Raw genomic sequence first — 14,320 nt, forward strand, 5'->3', positions numbered from 1 at the left:
AAGAGGAAGAGCACCATGGCCAGACCGCCGCCGGCGACTCGCGCGGCGCGAAGAGGGCAGCCTGACGCCGAAAACGAAGTCACGGCATCAGGCCGGCACGGACGCCTGCCCCGCGTTTCCAATCCTCATCGCGCATGCGCATGCGGATCGCCGTCGTCGAGATTCACGTCCTCAGGCCACACCAGTTCCACGCCCCGCGCCTCAAGGTGGACCTGGAACGCCCGCGTGCGTTCGGCATCAGCCTGCACCGCTCTCGGAGTCAGCCCCCGCTCCAGGCAGTACGCGCAAAGCGCCCCCGCCGCCTCGCCGATGTTCCACTCCACCGGGTGCAGCCGATAGCAGCCGTTGGTGAGGTGCGTGGTGCCAATATTCTTCGCCGCCGGCAGCACGTTATCCACCCGCACCGGAATCAACGCCCCCAGCGGGATCCGGAACGGCAGCGAGGGCACGTCGATGTAGTTGTCGCCGCCGGTCGATGGGTGCAGGTCGATGCGATAGTAACCGATGCCCACCGAGTCCGGGTATCGCTCCGCCAGTGTCTCGCCGGGCCGAAAACGGGCCGACACGTCCTGCTCCACAATCGTCTTCACGGCACGAATGCGCCGCGCCTCGCGAATATACGGCGCCATCGCCAGCCCATCATCAGTCCCGAGCAGGTCCGGCCGCAACCGCAACCCCGGCCAACCCGCGCCGCCATCCGGACGCGGAGCCTCCGTTTGCAGCCAGCGCACCATCGAAAGACTCAGTTGCTTCGCATCCCAAATCCGCGCCGCCCGGGTGGCGTCGTCGACGCTGAGTAGGTCGCCTTCGAGATAGTCGATCATCGGCCAGTTCACCAGGCACACGTCGCTCGCGTACGCCCCGGCCTCGAACTGCGCGCGGTCGATGATGCGCCGAAACGCCCAGAGTCCCGAGAACAGCCCCGGCTTCTCCTGATGCGGGTCAAAGTTGTACCGCATCAGCTGCATCGTCCTCGGGTTCAGTCCCGCCCAACCGAGCAGCGGCCCCGGCCACGCCGGTGACAGCCGCGGCACATACGTCCGCCAGAAATCATAGCGTTCCGGCGCCGGGATGACGTGGTCCTCGCCGCGATGCTCCTCGAGCACGAAGCACATCGAGAACGCCTGGACGTTGCGCGGGGCCGCCTCCTCCGGCGCGCTTGGCTCTCCCGTCTGCGCACGCGCCTCGGCACCCGTGACGTACTCCACCTGCGCCAGCGGCAGCAGGTCGCCATTCTCCGTCGCATCCAGAAAATAGGGTGCCCGCACCACGGTCTCCCGACCGCTGCGTCCCGCCCGCAACACCACCGCTTCGATCCGGTCGGCACCGGCGCCGCGCACGGCGATCGGCCGGTGGTGACGCAGCACCCGCACGCGCCCGCTGGAGACATGCGGCGCCAGCATCGCCTCCAGCACCGCCAGCGCGACCCGCGGCTCATGGCACAGCGGAGAAACCCAACCGTTGCCCGGATTGAGCCGCGGATTTTCCCGGGCCTCCGGCGTCAGTGGGTAGTGCTCCCGATAGTACGCCCGCACGCCTTCCCGGAACCGCCGGTAATTGCGCGTGCAGCCAAAGCGCTCAATCCAGCCGTGCTCATCCGGCGGCACCGCCTGCGAAGTGAACTGGCCGCCAATCCACGCCGTCTCCTCGGTGAGGACCACGGTGCGCCCGGCCTCGGCCACCGCAAGCGCGGCGGCGCAGCCGCCCACGCCTCCGCCAATCACCGCCACATCCGCCGTCAGGGTTTCCATCGTCGCGACTCCGTTCGCTCAGTAGCCCAGCCGCGCGCCGCCAGGTGCGGGCGGCGGGGTCGTCGAGACCGCCGGCACGCCGCCGAAGGTCTTCGCCAGTTCGCGGATGCCGTACTGCATGACCTTGATGTCGCCGCCGGGCGAAATCAGCCGCGCGCCCAGTCCGCGCACGCGCTCCCACATCGCCGGACCCACCGCCACCGTTCCCCACCACTTGCCGGCTGCCGCCGCCGCCTCAGCGACTCTGGCCATGCCGGCGCGCACCAGCTCGTGGTCGATCTGCCCCGGCCGCCCAACCGCCACCGAATAGTCGCCGGGGCCGAAGAAAAGCCCATCCACGCCAGGCACCGCCGCGATCGCCGCCGCCTCCGCCACCGCGGCCTCGGTCTCGATCTGGCAGATGATCATCGTCTGCGTGTTCTGGTGCCGGATGTACTCCAGCGCCGGCAGCGTCGCGTACGCCCCATCGATGTTGCCGCCGTTCCAGCCGCGTGCGCCAGTCACCTCTCCCGGAGCGGGATTCGGGTTGTTGAACTTCGCCCACTGCACGATTTGTCGCGCCTCCTCCGCGCTGTTCACCATCGAGCACATGATCCCGCCCACGCCTGTCTCCAGGATCCGCATCACGGTCTGGTAGTCCGCCGCCTTGAAGCGCGCGATCATCGTCACGGGAAATGCCCGCGCCACGAGGTTCAACACCGCCACGTCCTGCGTGCTCAGGTCGAAGTGCTCGAGATCGAGCCAGATGGCGTCGAAGACGCCGGAGCGGCAGATGAAATCGATGTGCCGTGGCGTGGCGAAGTTGCCGGTCACATACAGCTTCACCGGCTCGTTGGCCCGCAGCTTGGCCAGCGCGTGGTTCTGAGGCGAAAGGGCGGTCATGGGCAGTGCTCCCGCGGCCCGCGCGTTCCCACCAACGGGGTGGATTCGCGAAGCCGTCAGCGCAGCGCCGCGACGAAACGGCCGGCCGGTCCCCGGGCCAATGCTCGCCTCCTGGTCCCCGGAGGTGACCACTCGATCCGGCGTTGCCAAATCCCGCTCCGGCGCGAGGCTCCGCCGCCGTGCCCGCGTTCCAATCCATTGCCATGCAGGTCGCCGACGTGCTCCGCGGCGAGATCGAGGCCGGGACCTGGGGGCGTTCCCTCCCCGGCGAGCGCCAGCTCGCCGAGCGGCTCAACGTGAGTCGCAAGACGATCCGACGTGCACTGGCCTTGCTCCGCAGCGCGGGGCTCGTGCACACCGCGCGCAGCCGTGCCAGCACCCTCGCCCAGCCGGACCGGGCCGCCCCGCGCCCGCCCGCGCCCAAAGTCGCGCTGCTGCTGCCCGAGCCGCTCGAGGGCGCGCGCCCATTTACCGTCCTCTGGGTCAACCACCTCATGGCCCTCCTGCATGAGAGCGGCACGCCCCTCGAGGTGATCGTCGGGTCGAAATTCTTCGGTTCCCGCGCCGGGCGCTCCCTTCGCCGCCTCGTCGACTCCCACCCCGCCCGCTGCTGGATCCTCGCCCGGTCCCACCGCACCCTCCAGCAATGGTTCGAACAGAACCGCGTGCCCGCTGTCGTGGCCGGCTCCGCCCACGCCGGCATCGCGCTGCCGAGCGTCGACATCGACCACCACGCCCTCTGCCGCCACGCCGCCCTCACCTTCCTGCGCCAGGGCCACCGCCGGCTCGCCCTGTTCCTCGAACAGGCCGGCCATGCGGGTGACGACAACAGCGAGCGCGGTTTCCGCGAGGGCGTCGCCACCTCTGCCGATGCCGCCGCCCCGCTGATCTGCCGGCCCGCCAAGGGTCCCGCCGCCGTCATGCGGGAACTCCGCCGGCTCCAGGCGCTGCCCACGCCGCCCACCGGGTTCCTGCTCTCCAACTCCTTCTCCTATCTCACCGTGCTGAGCGCCCTCGCCCAGCAGGGTCGCCGGGTGCCGCACGAGGTCTCGCTCATCTCCCGCGACGAAGAGCCGTTTCTTTCCCACCTCCATCCGGTCCCGACGCGCTACGCTATCCGCCCGGTCAAGTTCGCCGCCGCGCTGCACCAGGCAATCAAACGCATCCAGAGTCAGGGCCACGCCGAACGCTTCGAGGTGCGAATCATGCCCGACTTCGTGCGCGGCGCTTCCGTCGGTCCGCCCGCCTCGCCATCCGTGACGAGCTAACGCAGCTCCTGCGCCAGCCACTGCTGGAGCAGTTCCCGCCAGCGCCCGCTCACGTCCGGCCCGTAGGCAAACAACCGGCCGTGCCCACCCCGCGGAAACACGTGCAGCTCCGCCGGCACTCCCGCCCGCCAACACGCGCGCGCAAAGAGCAGGCTGTTCTCAACGGACGCCTGCCGATCGTCCGCCGCGTGGAAGAGGAATACCGGCGGGTTCTCCGCCGTCACGTGCCGCTCCGGCGAAACCGCCTCGCACAGGTCCCCGGGCGGGTTGTCGCCCAGCAGCCGCGAAAACGACAACGGCGACGCGAAGTTCTCCACCGCGGAGATCACCGGATAGGCCAGGACCAGCCGATCCGGTCGCGCCGACACCTTCATCGCGAGGTCGTCACCAGGATCCCGGTACAGCTCCGGGCGCGTCGCCACCAGCGCCGCCAGGTGGCCTCCCGCACTCCCGCCCATCAGGATCAGCTTCCGCGCCGCGGCGAACTCCGGCGACCTGCCCTGGCGCAACAGCCGGATCGCCCGCGCCGCATCGGCGTACGGCGCCGGATACCGATGCGGCGCCACGCGGTACCGCACCACCGCCGCGCGGTAGCCGAGCCCGCGGAAATACTCCGCGAAGAGCCGCTCGTACGGGCTCAGGCTCCCATACCCGCCGCCCGGCAGGATCACGATCGTCGCGTCCTGCCCGTCGACGAACGGCAGGAACATCTCCATCGCCGGACGCGGCCCGTCCTCGGGATTGTTCGGGCTCCCGTCCGGCCAGAGATTCACGATCTGCGTGTTGATCGAGCCCACCGGGGGTGCCTTCGCCGGTCCCGCCCACCCGACGACCGCTCCCAGTGCCATCACGCTGAGCATCCAGCAAGACCTAAACCCTATGCCCCGTTGACTGGCCCCATTCTTCATTCGTGTCCCTTCGTGTTCATTCGTGGTTACACCTCGCCTTCCGTCCCAGCCTCCGAACTTCAGTTGCCGGTTTCACCCTTGACCGGTCCGGTCTTGCTTCAGGCCTCCGTCCCCCAGTTTCCGGCATCCGGGCTCCGGCTTCCGGCTTCCGGCCTCCGTCCTGCGTCCCCCGTTTCCGGCCTCCGGCTTCCGGCCTCCCGCGCCGTCCTCAGCGTTTCCTGCACTCGATGCTGTCGAGCACCAGGTATCCGCCACCCGACCTCAGCGCGTCGTCTTCAAGCACGAGCGTCAGCCGGTGCGCACCAGCCCGATCCAGCTTCGCCACCCCGAGTCCACACTCGGTGCGCATCGTCGGCTCCGATGCCGGCTGGAGCACGCCCCCGAGCGGCGCGTCGTCTAGGAGGGCACGAAAACGGGGACCATTGCCTTCGGCCAGCAGGCCAAGTCGCAGGTCGTACTCGCCCGCCTCCGGCACCTCGACGACGAAGCGGATCGCGTCTCCGGCCTGGCGGCCGCGGAACTCCACGCCGCGATACCCGGCCAGCTTCATCCCGGGCACGACAACATAGCCGCCATCCGCGCGGTCGATCTCCAGTTCCTCGCACTGGTAGCTCTTCCCGATGAACCGCGAGGTCGCGAGGCCGATGCCGCCATACGGCTTCTTGTCGATCACATGCGTGTAATTGAAGAAGTGGTACACCACGCCCTGCCAGCGAAACACCCATGGCTTGTGCGCGGCCGACCGCCCCTCCCAGGGTTCCCGCACCCGCGTCAGCCCCGTTCCCGTCCACGGCGTCCAGTGCACCAGGTCGTAGGAGCAGGCAAACGTCTCGTGATCGCCCACCTCCTCCTGCGCCGGCACGCCGCGGAAGTACAGGAGCACGTACAGGTCGCCCATCTGGAGCAGCTGGGGATCCCCGCTGATGCGGAAGTCTGGATCGCCGGCCACGATTGGGTCGCGCAGCGGTCGCTGCCAATGGCGCAGGTCATGCGAACCCGCCACTCCGATTCGCTCCACGTTATCCCGCCGCCCTTTCGCGTTGTAGAACAGCAGAAACTCATAGCCGAGTTTACGGGCCGGGTCGCGCACCAGCTGACTCGCGAACTGGACGCGGTTTTCCCACCAGCCGACGTCGGGATTGTCCACCGCCAGGATCGGGTTTTCCGGCAGCCGACGCCAGCCGTCCACGCGGGCCGGATCGTCCGTTGACGCCAGCCCGATGTTCAGCGGGTAAGCTTCGAAACCGTCCTTGCGCCCGCCGATGTACGACAGCCAATACCGCCCCTCGAACGTCTCGGGCAGGTAGGCGCGATCGACGTCAAGTGACTGCAACCCGAGGTACACACCCACGCTTCCGGTGTCCCATCCGCCGCTGCCCTTTGCCAGGATCCGCCCACGCAGCGTCCAACGCACGAGGTCGTCACTGGTGGCGAGCCAACCTTCATAGCCACCTGATCCCTCCACATGGTTGTAGGTCATGTACCAGGTGTCCTTCGCCCGGAACACGCGCGGGTTATCGACCCGGGTTCCATTCGGCCCATTCAGCACCGGCCCCCATTTGTAGGGCGTCTTCAGCTCCTCATATACCGCCTGCATCCGCTCCCGCGGCACCGTCGTAGGCACACCACGCGCGGCGGCCACGATGGTGCCCAAGCCAACGACACCAATCAGTCCGACCAATAGTCGGAGAAGAGAACGCGGGATCATGAGAGTGATGGTGATAGAGGGTGAATGTCGGAGAGAAAGCAGGACAAAGGTCCGGTCGCCGCTGCGACCACTGGCGTCATACCGGCGTATCCGTGTGGCTGCCCGTCGCCACCAACCGCTCCATCGCGTCCGTCCCCTTGATACGACCGCCGTCACCTGACTTCCGGCTTCTGACATCTGACTTCTGACTTCTGGCCTCTGGCCTCTGACCTCCGGCATCTGACTTCCGTCCTCCGCCTTCCGGTTTCTGGCTTCTGGCTTCTGGCTTCCGTCCTCCGGCCTTCAGCCTTCTCTTCTAGTACTTCACCGTGTACGTGATCGACGCCCCAAACGACTCCATCACCCGGCGACTCCGCAGGATTGCATCGTCGTCCAGGAGGTTCGTCGCGTTCACCGCCACGCTGTGCGTCCACTTGGAGCGTTTTGGCCGCCACGAATAGGAAACGCCGGCGCGCGTCGAGTAGTAGGCCGGAATGAGGATGTCACGGTAACCGCTATGGCTGATCGTGACCTGCGAGCCATCAGGTAGCTTGGTGAGGATGCCACCGCGGTCCGGGAACGGATGGGTCTCGCCCGTGTACGTCACCCCCAGGTTGGCCTTCAGGCCCTTGAGCCAACCGCTCGACCAGGTCTTCCGCAGCGCCAGGTAGGCGCTCTCTTCGGGCACACTGGCCATCTGCCGGCCCACGAGATCGAGATCACGGCCGGCTTCCGTATAGACGGCCTTGTTGTAGCCGCCGCCAAACAGCGCGCTAAAGCCCATGCCGATGTTCCAGTTGGCATCGAGCTCAACCCCGCGGGAGAGGATCGAACCGACCCGGCGCGAGTCGCCGTTCTCGTCAGTGACCTTGATGTTCTCCCGGACGATGTAGAAACCGCCGAGCGTGAAGGAGAGTTTCTCCTCAAAGAATCCGCCCTTGATGCCGTAGTCCCAGCCAAAGCCGGTCTCGTTCACCGCATCGACCTCGTCGCCGGCCTGCGGCGCCGTGTTGCTCTGCGAATTCACGAAAAACGACTTCGCGTAGTTCACATAGGCGCGCACGTTCTTGGTGACGCCCACATTCACCCCGATATTCGGCGTGTAGTGGTCCTGGTCGCGCACCAGCGTGCTCAGCGGACCCGTGCCTTTGCGCTGCTCGGTCTCCCGGCGGAGATCCTCTTTCACCAGGTCGTAACGCACGCCGCCAACCACGATCGCGCGGCCCTTCCAGAACGCCGTCTGATGCCGGAGGAAGAGGCCGTAGATGTCCGTCCGGTTGTTGTCCCAGCGATACAGCGGATACAGCGCCGGAAAATCCTGCGGGCTCGGCCAGAAATACACCGGGTTCTTCGGATCCATGATGCGGGCGAAGCCGGACGCCGTGAGCGCCGTACCCGCCGCCGCCCGCCATTGCGGGTTCTGCCGCGAGTACGTGGAAAAATCAAAGGTGAGCAGCGTGCGGTTCTCGATCCGGTGATTCGCGAGCCAGTACCGCGCCGCCACGTCGGCCTGGAAGCCGGCGCCATCCTCGATGGAGATGCCGTAGGCCGGCAGCCGATCGATGAGTTTCCCGGCATTGGTGCCGTCGATCTGGTAATGCGGCGACACGCCGCCGGTGACGTTGTTGGAGACGCCCACGACGTTTCGGTTGAAGCAGTTGCCCGACATCCGCAGCGACCAGACGTCGCTGATCTTGTGCTCGAACGTGCCGGTGAGCGTCCGCACCGAGCGATCGGTCGATTCCGCGGGACCGTACCAGTTGAAACCTGCAATCTCGGTCGCGAGTCGCCCATGATAGTTGCCGCCCACCGTGCGTCGCGCGACGGGCACGAACGCGATCGGGTTGTTGTGCCGGTCAATGAACTCGTACTCGAGCAGCAGCGTGGTCGTCGGCCGGAATTTGTGCGAGATCGCGCCCGACAGCATCTTCGTCCGCATCTTCGCATACGGCTGGTCGTAACCCGTCTCGTAGAACGAGCCGTTCAGCAGATAGGCAGTCTTGCCCGACTTGCCCAGGCGGCCCGTGGCGTCCACGTCAACGCGGGCCAGGTCGTTGGTGCCGCCGGTGACCGAGAGTCGGTACCCCGGCCGCAGCTTCGGCTTCTTGGTCACGATATTGATCAGGCCGGAGGGCAAGGCCTCGCCGTAGACCGCGGCGGAAGGCCCCTTGATGACCTCGATGCGATCGACGTTACCGCGATCCACCACGCCGATGCGCATAAAGCCATTCCGGAGCGATTTGCCGACCGCGAGGCCGCGGACGTTTGCGCTGCCGCCGCCGGAATCGTAACCGCCGAACGAGCTCGTGTACGCGAAGTCGTCATCGAAATCGAAGAAGCCGAAATCCTCGATGAACTCGGCCGTCAGCACGTTCACCGTATACGGCAGGTTCATGATCTTCTCCGCCACGCGGGAACCCGTGATGGTCTCGGACGCCGTGTAGCTGTCGGGTGCGTCCGCCCGGACTGTGAACTCCGAAAGCACGATGGTCTCATCAGGCTCGCTCGTCCGAGCGGGAGTCGGAGCCATCTGCGCGATCGACGGCGTACCGGCCAGCGCGGCCAGAAGCGCGATGGCGGGAACCGTGAAACGGGAGTTGAGCGCGAGGCCGCGGTGATTGGGGTGCGATGGGCTGGTCATGACGTAAGGGGTGCTCCGAGGGGATCGGACGTTTTGGCGCGGGCGGGATCTCGCCCGACTCTGAAGCGGGCGAGAGACGAACCGCGGCGACCGTTCCGCTCAAATGCAACTTCCCGGTCCCCGAAAGGGACCAGCGTCCCTGGCGCCGGCCACCCACCAGCCACCGCGAGCGGCACGGCGCCCTATTCCTTCCGCTCATCAAGCGCGTAATTCAGGAATGGGATCGCGGCGAACGCCGGCAGGGAAACCACGATGCTCAGGATAAAGAGGAGCGGATACCCGAGCCACTCCTGGCAAATCCCGCTGATCATGCCGAACAGCATGTAGCTCGTGTAGATCACCGACGCGTTGAAAGCCACATAGGAGGCCGGGTATTTCGAACCGGCCGCCATGCGGAACATGTAGTAGTTCATCACCGTGAACCCGAGGCCGAAGCCGAAATTTTCGAGGCCCAGCAGCACCAGCAGGACAAAATCGAGGTGCCACACCCCCATCCCGAAGGCGCTCAGGTCCCATTGCACGAGTTCGCGTCCGGCCTGGTTCGTCAACGCGAGGTAGACGTAGATCGCGTTGGGCAGCACCGCCAGAATCGAGAATGGCCACACCACCCGGCGCAGCCCGTACTTCTTCAGCAACACGCCCGAGATCGCCCCACCGCTGATGGCACAAACCGTCATCACCGCGGTGAAGACGCCCACCTCCGTGATGCTGAGCCCGTAGCCGCCGTGCTCCGGCTTATCCATCAGGAACGCCATGCCCATCTTGGCGAGGAAGGTCTCGCCCGAGCGCATGAAAAACATGTAGGCCACGCCGGGCAGCAGCGCCGGCAACTGCAGATAGCCACGCAATGCCGTCCAGAAGGGAAGCGGCGCCGCTTTCATTGCGGGATCCGGCGCGCAGTCCGCGCGCGGCCGGGGGAAGAACGCCCGCGTGTAGAAGTACAGCGGCAGAAACACCGCCACGAGCCCGGCAAAATAGACCGCCCACGTGATGCGCGGACTGCCATAGCGATCGCCCACCGCTCCCGCGATCGCCAGCAGCACCGAACCGGTAAAAATCGAGGCCGCCCGGCCCCACACCGGATCCAACCCTGCAAACAGCGCCTGCTCCGACTTTGTCAGGGCCACCGTGAAGAACCCCTGCAGCGCGATCTGTTGGATCGACTTCACCACCGCGAGCACGGCGAGGGCCGCGAGGTACACCCAGAGTGAAAACGTCGGCAGCATCAGCGCGCCCGCCAGGAGGAAGACGCAGCCGATGAGCCACAGGCCGGACTGGATCGACCACCATCGCCGCGTCTGATGCGCGTCCACCATGGGCCCCAGCAGAAACTTCAACGCCATCGGCAACGTGGCGAGCGTGGCGTATCCAATCACCGCGTTCGAATAGCCCATCGATTTCAACAGCACCGTGGGCACCGAAACGATCACCGGATTGATGAGTCCCTGCCACGTTCCAATGCAGGGCGCAAAGTGCCACGCCGTCCGCCTCCGACCGCGGCCCAAGGCCTCGATCTCCCCTGTCGTCGGCGTGTGACTCTGATTCGGCATCATGGGCAGGAAGCCTTGCTCGCCTACCTCCGCAATCGAAAGGCCGGTTTTTTGGTCCCCTGTGGGTACCACCGGCCACCTCTTACTCTTACTCTTCCTCTTTCTCTTTCTCTCGGGCGATTGAGGGATTGAGGGCCTCGGCATCGTTCGCGCCGGTTTTCGCTACCGCGAAAACCGTCCTCCGGCTTCCGGCTTCCGGCTTCTGGCTTCTGTCTTCCGTCCTCCGTCCTTCGGCCTTCGGCCTCTGACATCTGACCTCTGACGTCTGACATCTGATTTCCGCTTTCCGCCTTCTGTCTTCCAGCATACCTTCCGCTCCAACCCTCAACCCCCGCCCTCCCATGCCGGACTCAGACGAAATGCTGCATCAGATCGGCGCCTTCGATGCGCCTGAGGTCGAGAAGCTCGTCCCCGCCCTCGAAGCCGAGGGCATCACCTACGAACTCGAGGAAGATGCCCTCGACGTGAATCAGGACAACCTCCAGTTCCAGCGCTCTCTCGGCATGTGCCCCGCCCTACCCAAAATCCTGGTGTTCGTGCCCGAGGCCGCCGTCGCCCGCGCCGAACCCATCGTCCAACGTCTCTTCCCAAAATGAAGCCGCGTGGTTCCACCGCCTCTGCCGACCAGCGCCCACGGCTCAACGCCGACTGGCATCGCGCCAACCGGATGCCCAAGAACCCCAGTACCGCGCAGCGCGTCGCCTGGCACGTCGCCCACACCCAGGCCTGTGCCTGCCGCCCCATTCCCGCTTCGATCCTCGCCGAACTCTCCCGTCATGCGGCTCGATGAGTTCGGAGTCGCTCCACGAGAAGGTTCAGCGCGTCCTGCGCGATCGGATCGAAGTCGTCCCTTACGATCCCGCCTGGCCGGGACGCTTTGAGGCCGAGCGCGCCTTCCTCCGGGAGCGTTTTCCCGGCGACCTGATCACGCGCATCGAGCATTTCGGCAGCACTGCCGTCCCCGGCCTTGCCGCCAAGCCGGTCATCGACCTCCTCGTCGGCGTCCGCTCGCTCGCCCGTACCCAAGTCGAGATCGCCCCCATGCTGGAATCGCTCGGCTACGACTATTTCTGGCGCGCCACCCACGGGGACGCCGGCCCGCCCTTCTATGCGTGGTTCATCAAGCGCGACGCTGCCGGCCAACGCACCCACCACCTGCATTTCGTCGAGCCCCACTTCGAACACTGGGACCGACTCCTCTTCCGCGACTACCTGCGCCAGCACCCTGAAACGGCCGCCGCGTACGCCGCCCTCAAGCTCCGCCTCGCCGCCGAGTTCCCCGACGACCGCGTCCGCTACACCCGCGAAAAGACCGCCTTCGTCGTCGCCGTCACCAACCAGGCCAGGGCAGAGGTCAGAAATCAGAGGTCAGATCGGGCCCCTGACCGTCTTCTGGCTTCTGGCATCCGGCCTCAGGTGTGCGACCTGGAATGAACCACGGAGACACCGAGGCCACGGAGCAGACTGGCTGATTCGGCGGATCACAGAGCTCGGAGGAGGCTCCTGATCTTCGGCTTCCGCCACCCGACATCTGACCTCCGACACCTGATTTCTGGCTTCCGGCTTCCGACTTCTGGCTTCCGACTTCCGGCCTCTGGCCTCCGGCTTCAGCCTTTCAGCCCTTGCGCTGAGCGCACCGCGCTCAGCGCCGCGCCAGCGGCCGAGCAAACACCCCGAGGTGATTGCCGTTCGAACGCTGCACGCGCTTCACCACCTCGAAGTCGCTCTGGTCGCCGTGCGGTTTCCCCGCCCCACTCACCTTGTTGAGCTGCATCGGGCCGTCCTCACTCGCCCGCACCAGCGCCGTCGATCCACCGCCGTCCAGATTCAATCCCTGCCACGCCCCGAAGCGCAGCAGCCACGCCGCCACGTCGTCCATCGGCGCGCCAATGCTGTACCCGGGCTGCCGGCCATCGATCGCCAGCAGGATCAGGTAACGGCCGTCCTTCGAAATGCCGACCGCGCTCCGCGGATGCTCCGTCGTGTTAAACTTCGTTGGCTTGAACACCGGCTTCACCCCGTCGATCAACACCCGCTCCGAGCCCGCCACCGCCGTCCAATACTTCTCCACCGCGATTGGCTTGGCCGTCGTCGTGATCGTCGCGTGATTGTCCCGCGTGATCAGCAGCACCGCCGCGCCGGTGCCCGTCGCCGCCGGCGGCGACACCAGCACGCCGCGCGACATCGCCAGCCCCAGCAGGTTCTTGTTCCCGGGCTCGCAGCAGGGCTCGTAGAAGTTTGCATTGATCGCGACCTGCAGCTTGTGCCGCACAAGGAAATCATTCGGCGTCTCGCTCGTCGTTTCGAGCGGAGCATCCCCGTTGTCCGGCGTCGCCAGGAACTCGATCCCCGGCGCCCGCAGGTCCACCCGCACCGCAAACGCCTTCTGCAGCCGCGGCTCCTTCTCATCGGCCTCGCCCGTCGCAAACTCGACGCCTTGGAAAATCGGTGTCCAGCCGCCGACTTTCACCTCGGCGCGCGCGGCGCCGCCGGTAAATACCCCGGCCAGCATCACGAGCGCGAAGCCGCCGGTCCGAATTCGGGAGAGAAGAGAGGAATCAGACATGGGAAAGGAAAGGAGAGGTCGCGGGCACCGCGTCGCGCGGAGCCGGCGACGAGCGCGACACGTTTGAAGGATCCCGCGCAGTCGCAAGCGCCGGCTGCGGCCCGCTGCCGGCCCGGGCCTGCTCCCGCCTGCGCGGCCGTCCGCGCTACAGCAGCACGTTGTCGAGCAGCCGCACTTCGTCGATCCACACCGCGATCGCCAGCATCGAGTGCCCCGGCACGACCTCGCGCTGCGCCTCGAGCGTCACCGGGTCGACAATGGAAATGTAGATGACGCGGATGCGGCGCCGCTCGCCCAGGATGTGCGTCGCCTCCGCCACGATGCGGTCCGGGCTGCGCACGCCTCCCGCCACCATCGTCCGGGCTTTCTCCACCGCCGCGTGCAACGCCACCGCGTCGATGCGCTGCGCCACGGTCAGGCTCCGATTGTGCACCCCCGCGGCCAGTCCATCCGGCTCGCGCACCGTCGGCTCCACGATCACTTCGACCGGGAAACCAAGGTCGTCACACATCTTGCGCACCACCGCCGCCCGCTGCGCCGTCTTCTGCCCGAAGAACGCAAACGTCGGGTGAATGATGTTGATGAGCTTCGCCATCAGCGTCGTGACGCCGCGGAAGTGCGTCGGCCGCGACACGCCGTCCAGCGGCTTCGCCACGTGCTCCTCGACGACATAGGTCGAGAAACCCTTCGGATAGATCTCCTCCGCCGCCGGAACGAAAGCCACGTGCGCGCCGCAGCGCTCGCACAGGGCGAAGTCCGCCTCGAGGCTCCGCGGGTAGCGCGCCACGATCTCGTTCGGTGGAAACTGCAGCGGGTTGACGAAGATTGAGACCACCACGCTGTCGGCCCTCTGCGCCGCCGCCCGGATCAGTCCTTCCTGCCCGGCGTGCAGCGCTCCCTGGGTAGGGACGAGCGCAATCGTTTGCCCGGCTGCTCGCAACTGGGCAGCATACGAGCGCATCTCCGATACAGATTCGATTTTAAGCATGGGGCGCAGGCGGGAGGGGGAAACGTGGACTTGAATAACGGAGGGCGAAGGGTTTGTTCAAGTTTTTCGCCCACCCGCA

At 66.5% G+C, this 14,320-nt stretch carries 12 protein-coding genes; 4 read left to right on the plus strand and 8 right to left on the minus strand.

What is annotated here, in order from left to right:
* Nucleotides 1-125: 125 nt before the first annotated feature.
* Together DB354_RS06225 and DB354_RS06230 are read right to left on the minus strand one after the other, a co-directional pair.
* On the minus strand, nucleotides 126-1,751 hold the full coding sequence (locus tag DB354_RS06225; RefSeq protein WP_199226803.1) for an FAD-dependent oxidoreductase: 1,626 nt from the start codon (nucleotides 1,749-1,751) through the stop codon (nucleotides 126-128).
* An 18-nt stretch (nucleotides 1,752-1,769) separates the two neighbouring features.
* Nucleotides 1,770-2,633 (minus strand): aldolase/citrate lyase family protein, encoded by an 864-nt coding sequence (locus DB354_RS06230; protein ID WP_107834580.1) that lies wholly within the window; start codon nucleotides 2,631-2,633, stop codon nucleotides 1,770-1,772.
* Nucleotides 2,634-2,812: 179 nt separating this feature from the next.
* On the opposite strand from DB354_RS06230, the gene DB354_RS06235 reads away from it, so the two are divergent.
* Entirely contained in the window at nucleotides 2,813-3,901 is a 1,089-nt protein-coding gene (locus tag DB354_RS06235; protein WP_146180131.1) for a substrate-binding domain-containing protein, read from the plus strand.
* Here DB354_RS06235 and DB354_RS06240 read toward each other — a convergent pair.
* From DB354_RS06240 to DB354_RS06255, 4 genes are all read right to left on the minus strand, one after another.
* Nucleotides 3,898-4,761: an alpha/beta hydrolase gene (locus tag DB354_RS06240; RefSeq protein WP_158277391.1), complete on the minus strand. Its 864-nt coding sequence runs from the start codon at nucleotides 4,759-4,761 to the stop codon at nucleotides 3,898-3,900. The genes DB354_RS06235 and DB354_RS06240 overlap by 4 nt on opposite strands.
* A 256-nt stretch (nucleotides 4,762-5,017) precedes the next feature.
* A complete protein-coding gene (locus DB354_RS06245; RefSeq protein WP_146180132.1) occupies nucleotides 5,018-6,517 on the minus strand; it encodes a hypothetical protein in 1,500 nt (499 codons plus the stop codon).
* A 295-nt stretch (nucleotides 6,518-6,812) separates the two neighbouring features.
* Nucleotides 6,813-9,137, minus strand: a complete 2,325-nt coding sequence (locus DB354_RS06250) for a TonB-dependent receptor (protein WP_107834584.1) — start codon at nucleotides 9,135-9,137, stop codon at nucleotides 6,813-6,815.
* A 182-nt stretch (nucleotides 9,138-9,319) separates the two neighbouring features.
* A complete protein-coding gene (locus tag DB354_RS06255; protein WP_107834585.1) occupies nucleotides 9,320-10,690 on the minus strand; it encodes an MFS transporter in 1,371 nt (456 codons plus the stop codon).
* A 338-nt stretch (nucleotides 10,691-11,028) separates the two neighbouring features.
* Here DB354_RS06255 and DB354_RS06260 point away from each other — a divergent pair, with 338 nt between their 5' ends.
* The 3 genes from DB354_RS06260 to DB354_RS06270 are packed head-to-tail and all read left to right on the plus strand — an operon-like array spanning nucleotide 11,029 to nucleotide 12,121.
* Nucleotides 11,029-11,283: a hypothetical protein gene (locus DB354_RS06260; protein ID WP_107834586.1), complete on the plus strand. Its 255-nt coding sequence runs from the start codon at nucleotides 11,029-11,031 to the stop codon at nucleotides 11,281-11,283.
* Nucleotides 11,280-11,477: a hypothetical protein gene (locus DB354_RS06265; protein ID WP_107834587.1), complete on the plus strand. Its 198-nt coding sequence runs from the start codon at nucleotides 11,280-11,282 to the stop codon at nucleotides 11,475-11,477. The genes DB354_RS06260 and DB354_RS06265 overlap by 4 nt, the downstream gene beginning before the upstream one ends.
* Nucleotides 11,474-12,121: a GrpB family protein gene (locus tag DB354_RS06270; RefSeq protein ID WP_107834588.1), complete on the plus strand. Its 648-nt coding sequence runs from the start codon at nucleotides 11,474-11,476 to the stop codon at nucleotides 12,119-12,121. Before DB354_RS06265 ends, DB354_RS06270 begins: the two co-directional genes overlap by 4 nt.
* A gap of 208 nt (nucleotides 12,122-12,329) precedes the next feature.
* On the opposite strand, the gene DB354_RS06275 is transcribed toward DB354_RS06270, so the two are convergent.
* Together DB354_RS06275 and panC are read right to left on the minus strand one after the other, a co-directional pair.
* Complete coding sequence (locus tag DB354_RS06275; protein ID WP_107834589.1) at nucleotides 12,330-13,253, minus strand: phosphodiester glycosidase family protein; 924 nt, start codon at nucleotides 13,251-13,253, stop codon at nucleotides 12,330-12,332.
* A 145-nt stretch (nucleotides 13,254-13,398) separates the two neighbouring features.
* Nucleotides 13,399-14,241, minus strand: coding sequence for a pantoate--beta-alanine ligase (gene panC / locus DB354_RS06280; protein WP_107834590.1), 843 nt, complete (start codon nucleotides 14,239-14,241; stop codon nucleotides 13,399-13,401).
* Nucleotides 14,242-14,320 lie beyond the last annotated feature (79 nt).

It is taken from the genome of Opitutus sp. ER46 (assembly GCF_003054705.1).
Taxonomy (GTDB): domain Bacteria; phylum Verrucomicrobiota; class Verrucomicrobiia; order Opitutales; family Opitutaceae; genus ER46.

Coding starts and splice junctions, on each gene's coding strand:
- DB354_RS06225 (WP_199226803.1), bottom strand. CDS start 1,751: ATGGAAACCCTGACGGCGGATGTGGCGGTGATTGGCGGAGGCGTGGGC.
- DB354_RS06230 (WP_107834580.1), bottom strand. CDS start 2,633: ATGACCGCCCTTTCGCCTCAGAACCACGCGCTGGCCAAGCTGCGGGCC.
- DB354_RS06240 (WP_158277391.1), bottom strand. CDS start 4,761: ATGCTCAGCGTGATGGCACTGGGAGCGGTCGTCGGGTGGGCGGGACCG.
- DB354_RS06245 (WP_146180132.1), bottom strand. CDS start 6,517: ATGATCCCGCGTTCTCTTCTCCGACTATTGGTCGGACTGATTGGTGTC.
- DB354_RS06250 (WP_107834584.1), bottom strand. CDS start 9,137: ATGACCAGCCCATCGCACCCCAATCACCGCGGCCTCGCGCTCAACTCC.
- DB354_RS06255 (WP_107834585.1), bottom strand. CDS start 10,690: ATGATGCCGAATCAGAGTCACACGCCGACGACAGGGGAGATCGAGGCC.
- DB354_RS06260 (WP_107834586.1), top strand. CDS start 11,029: ATGCCGGACTCAGACGAAATGCTGCATCAGATCGGCGCCTTCGATGCG.
- DB354_RS06265 (WP_107834587.1), top strand. CDS start 11,280: ATGAAGCCGCGTGGTTCCACCGCCTCTGCCGACCAGCGCCCACGGCTC.
- DB354_RS06270 (WP_107834588.1), top strand. CDS start 11,474: ATGAGTTCGGAGTCGCTCCACGAGAAGGTTCAGCGCGTCCTGCGCGAT.
- DB354_RS06275 (WP_107834589.1), bottom strand. CDS start 13,253: ATGTCTGATTCCTCTCTTCTCTCCCGAATTCGGACCGGCGGCTTCGCG.
- panC (WP_107834590.1), bottom strand. CDS start 14,241: ATGCTTAAAATCGAATCTGTATCGGAGATGCGCTCGTATGCTGCCCAG.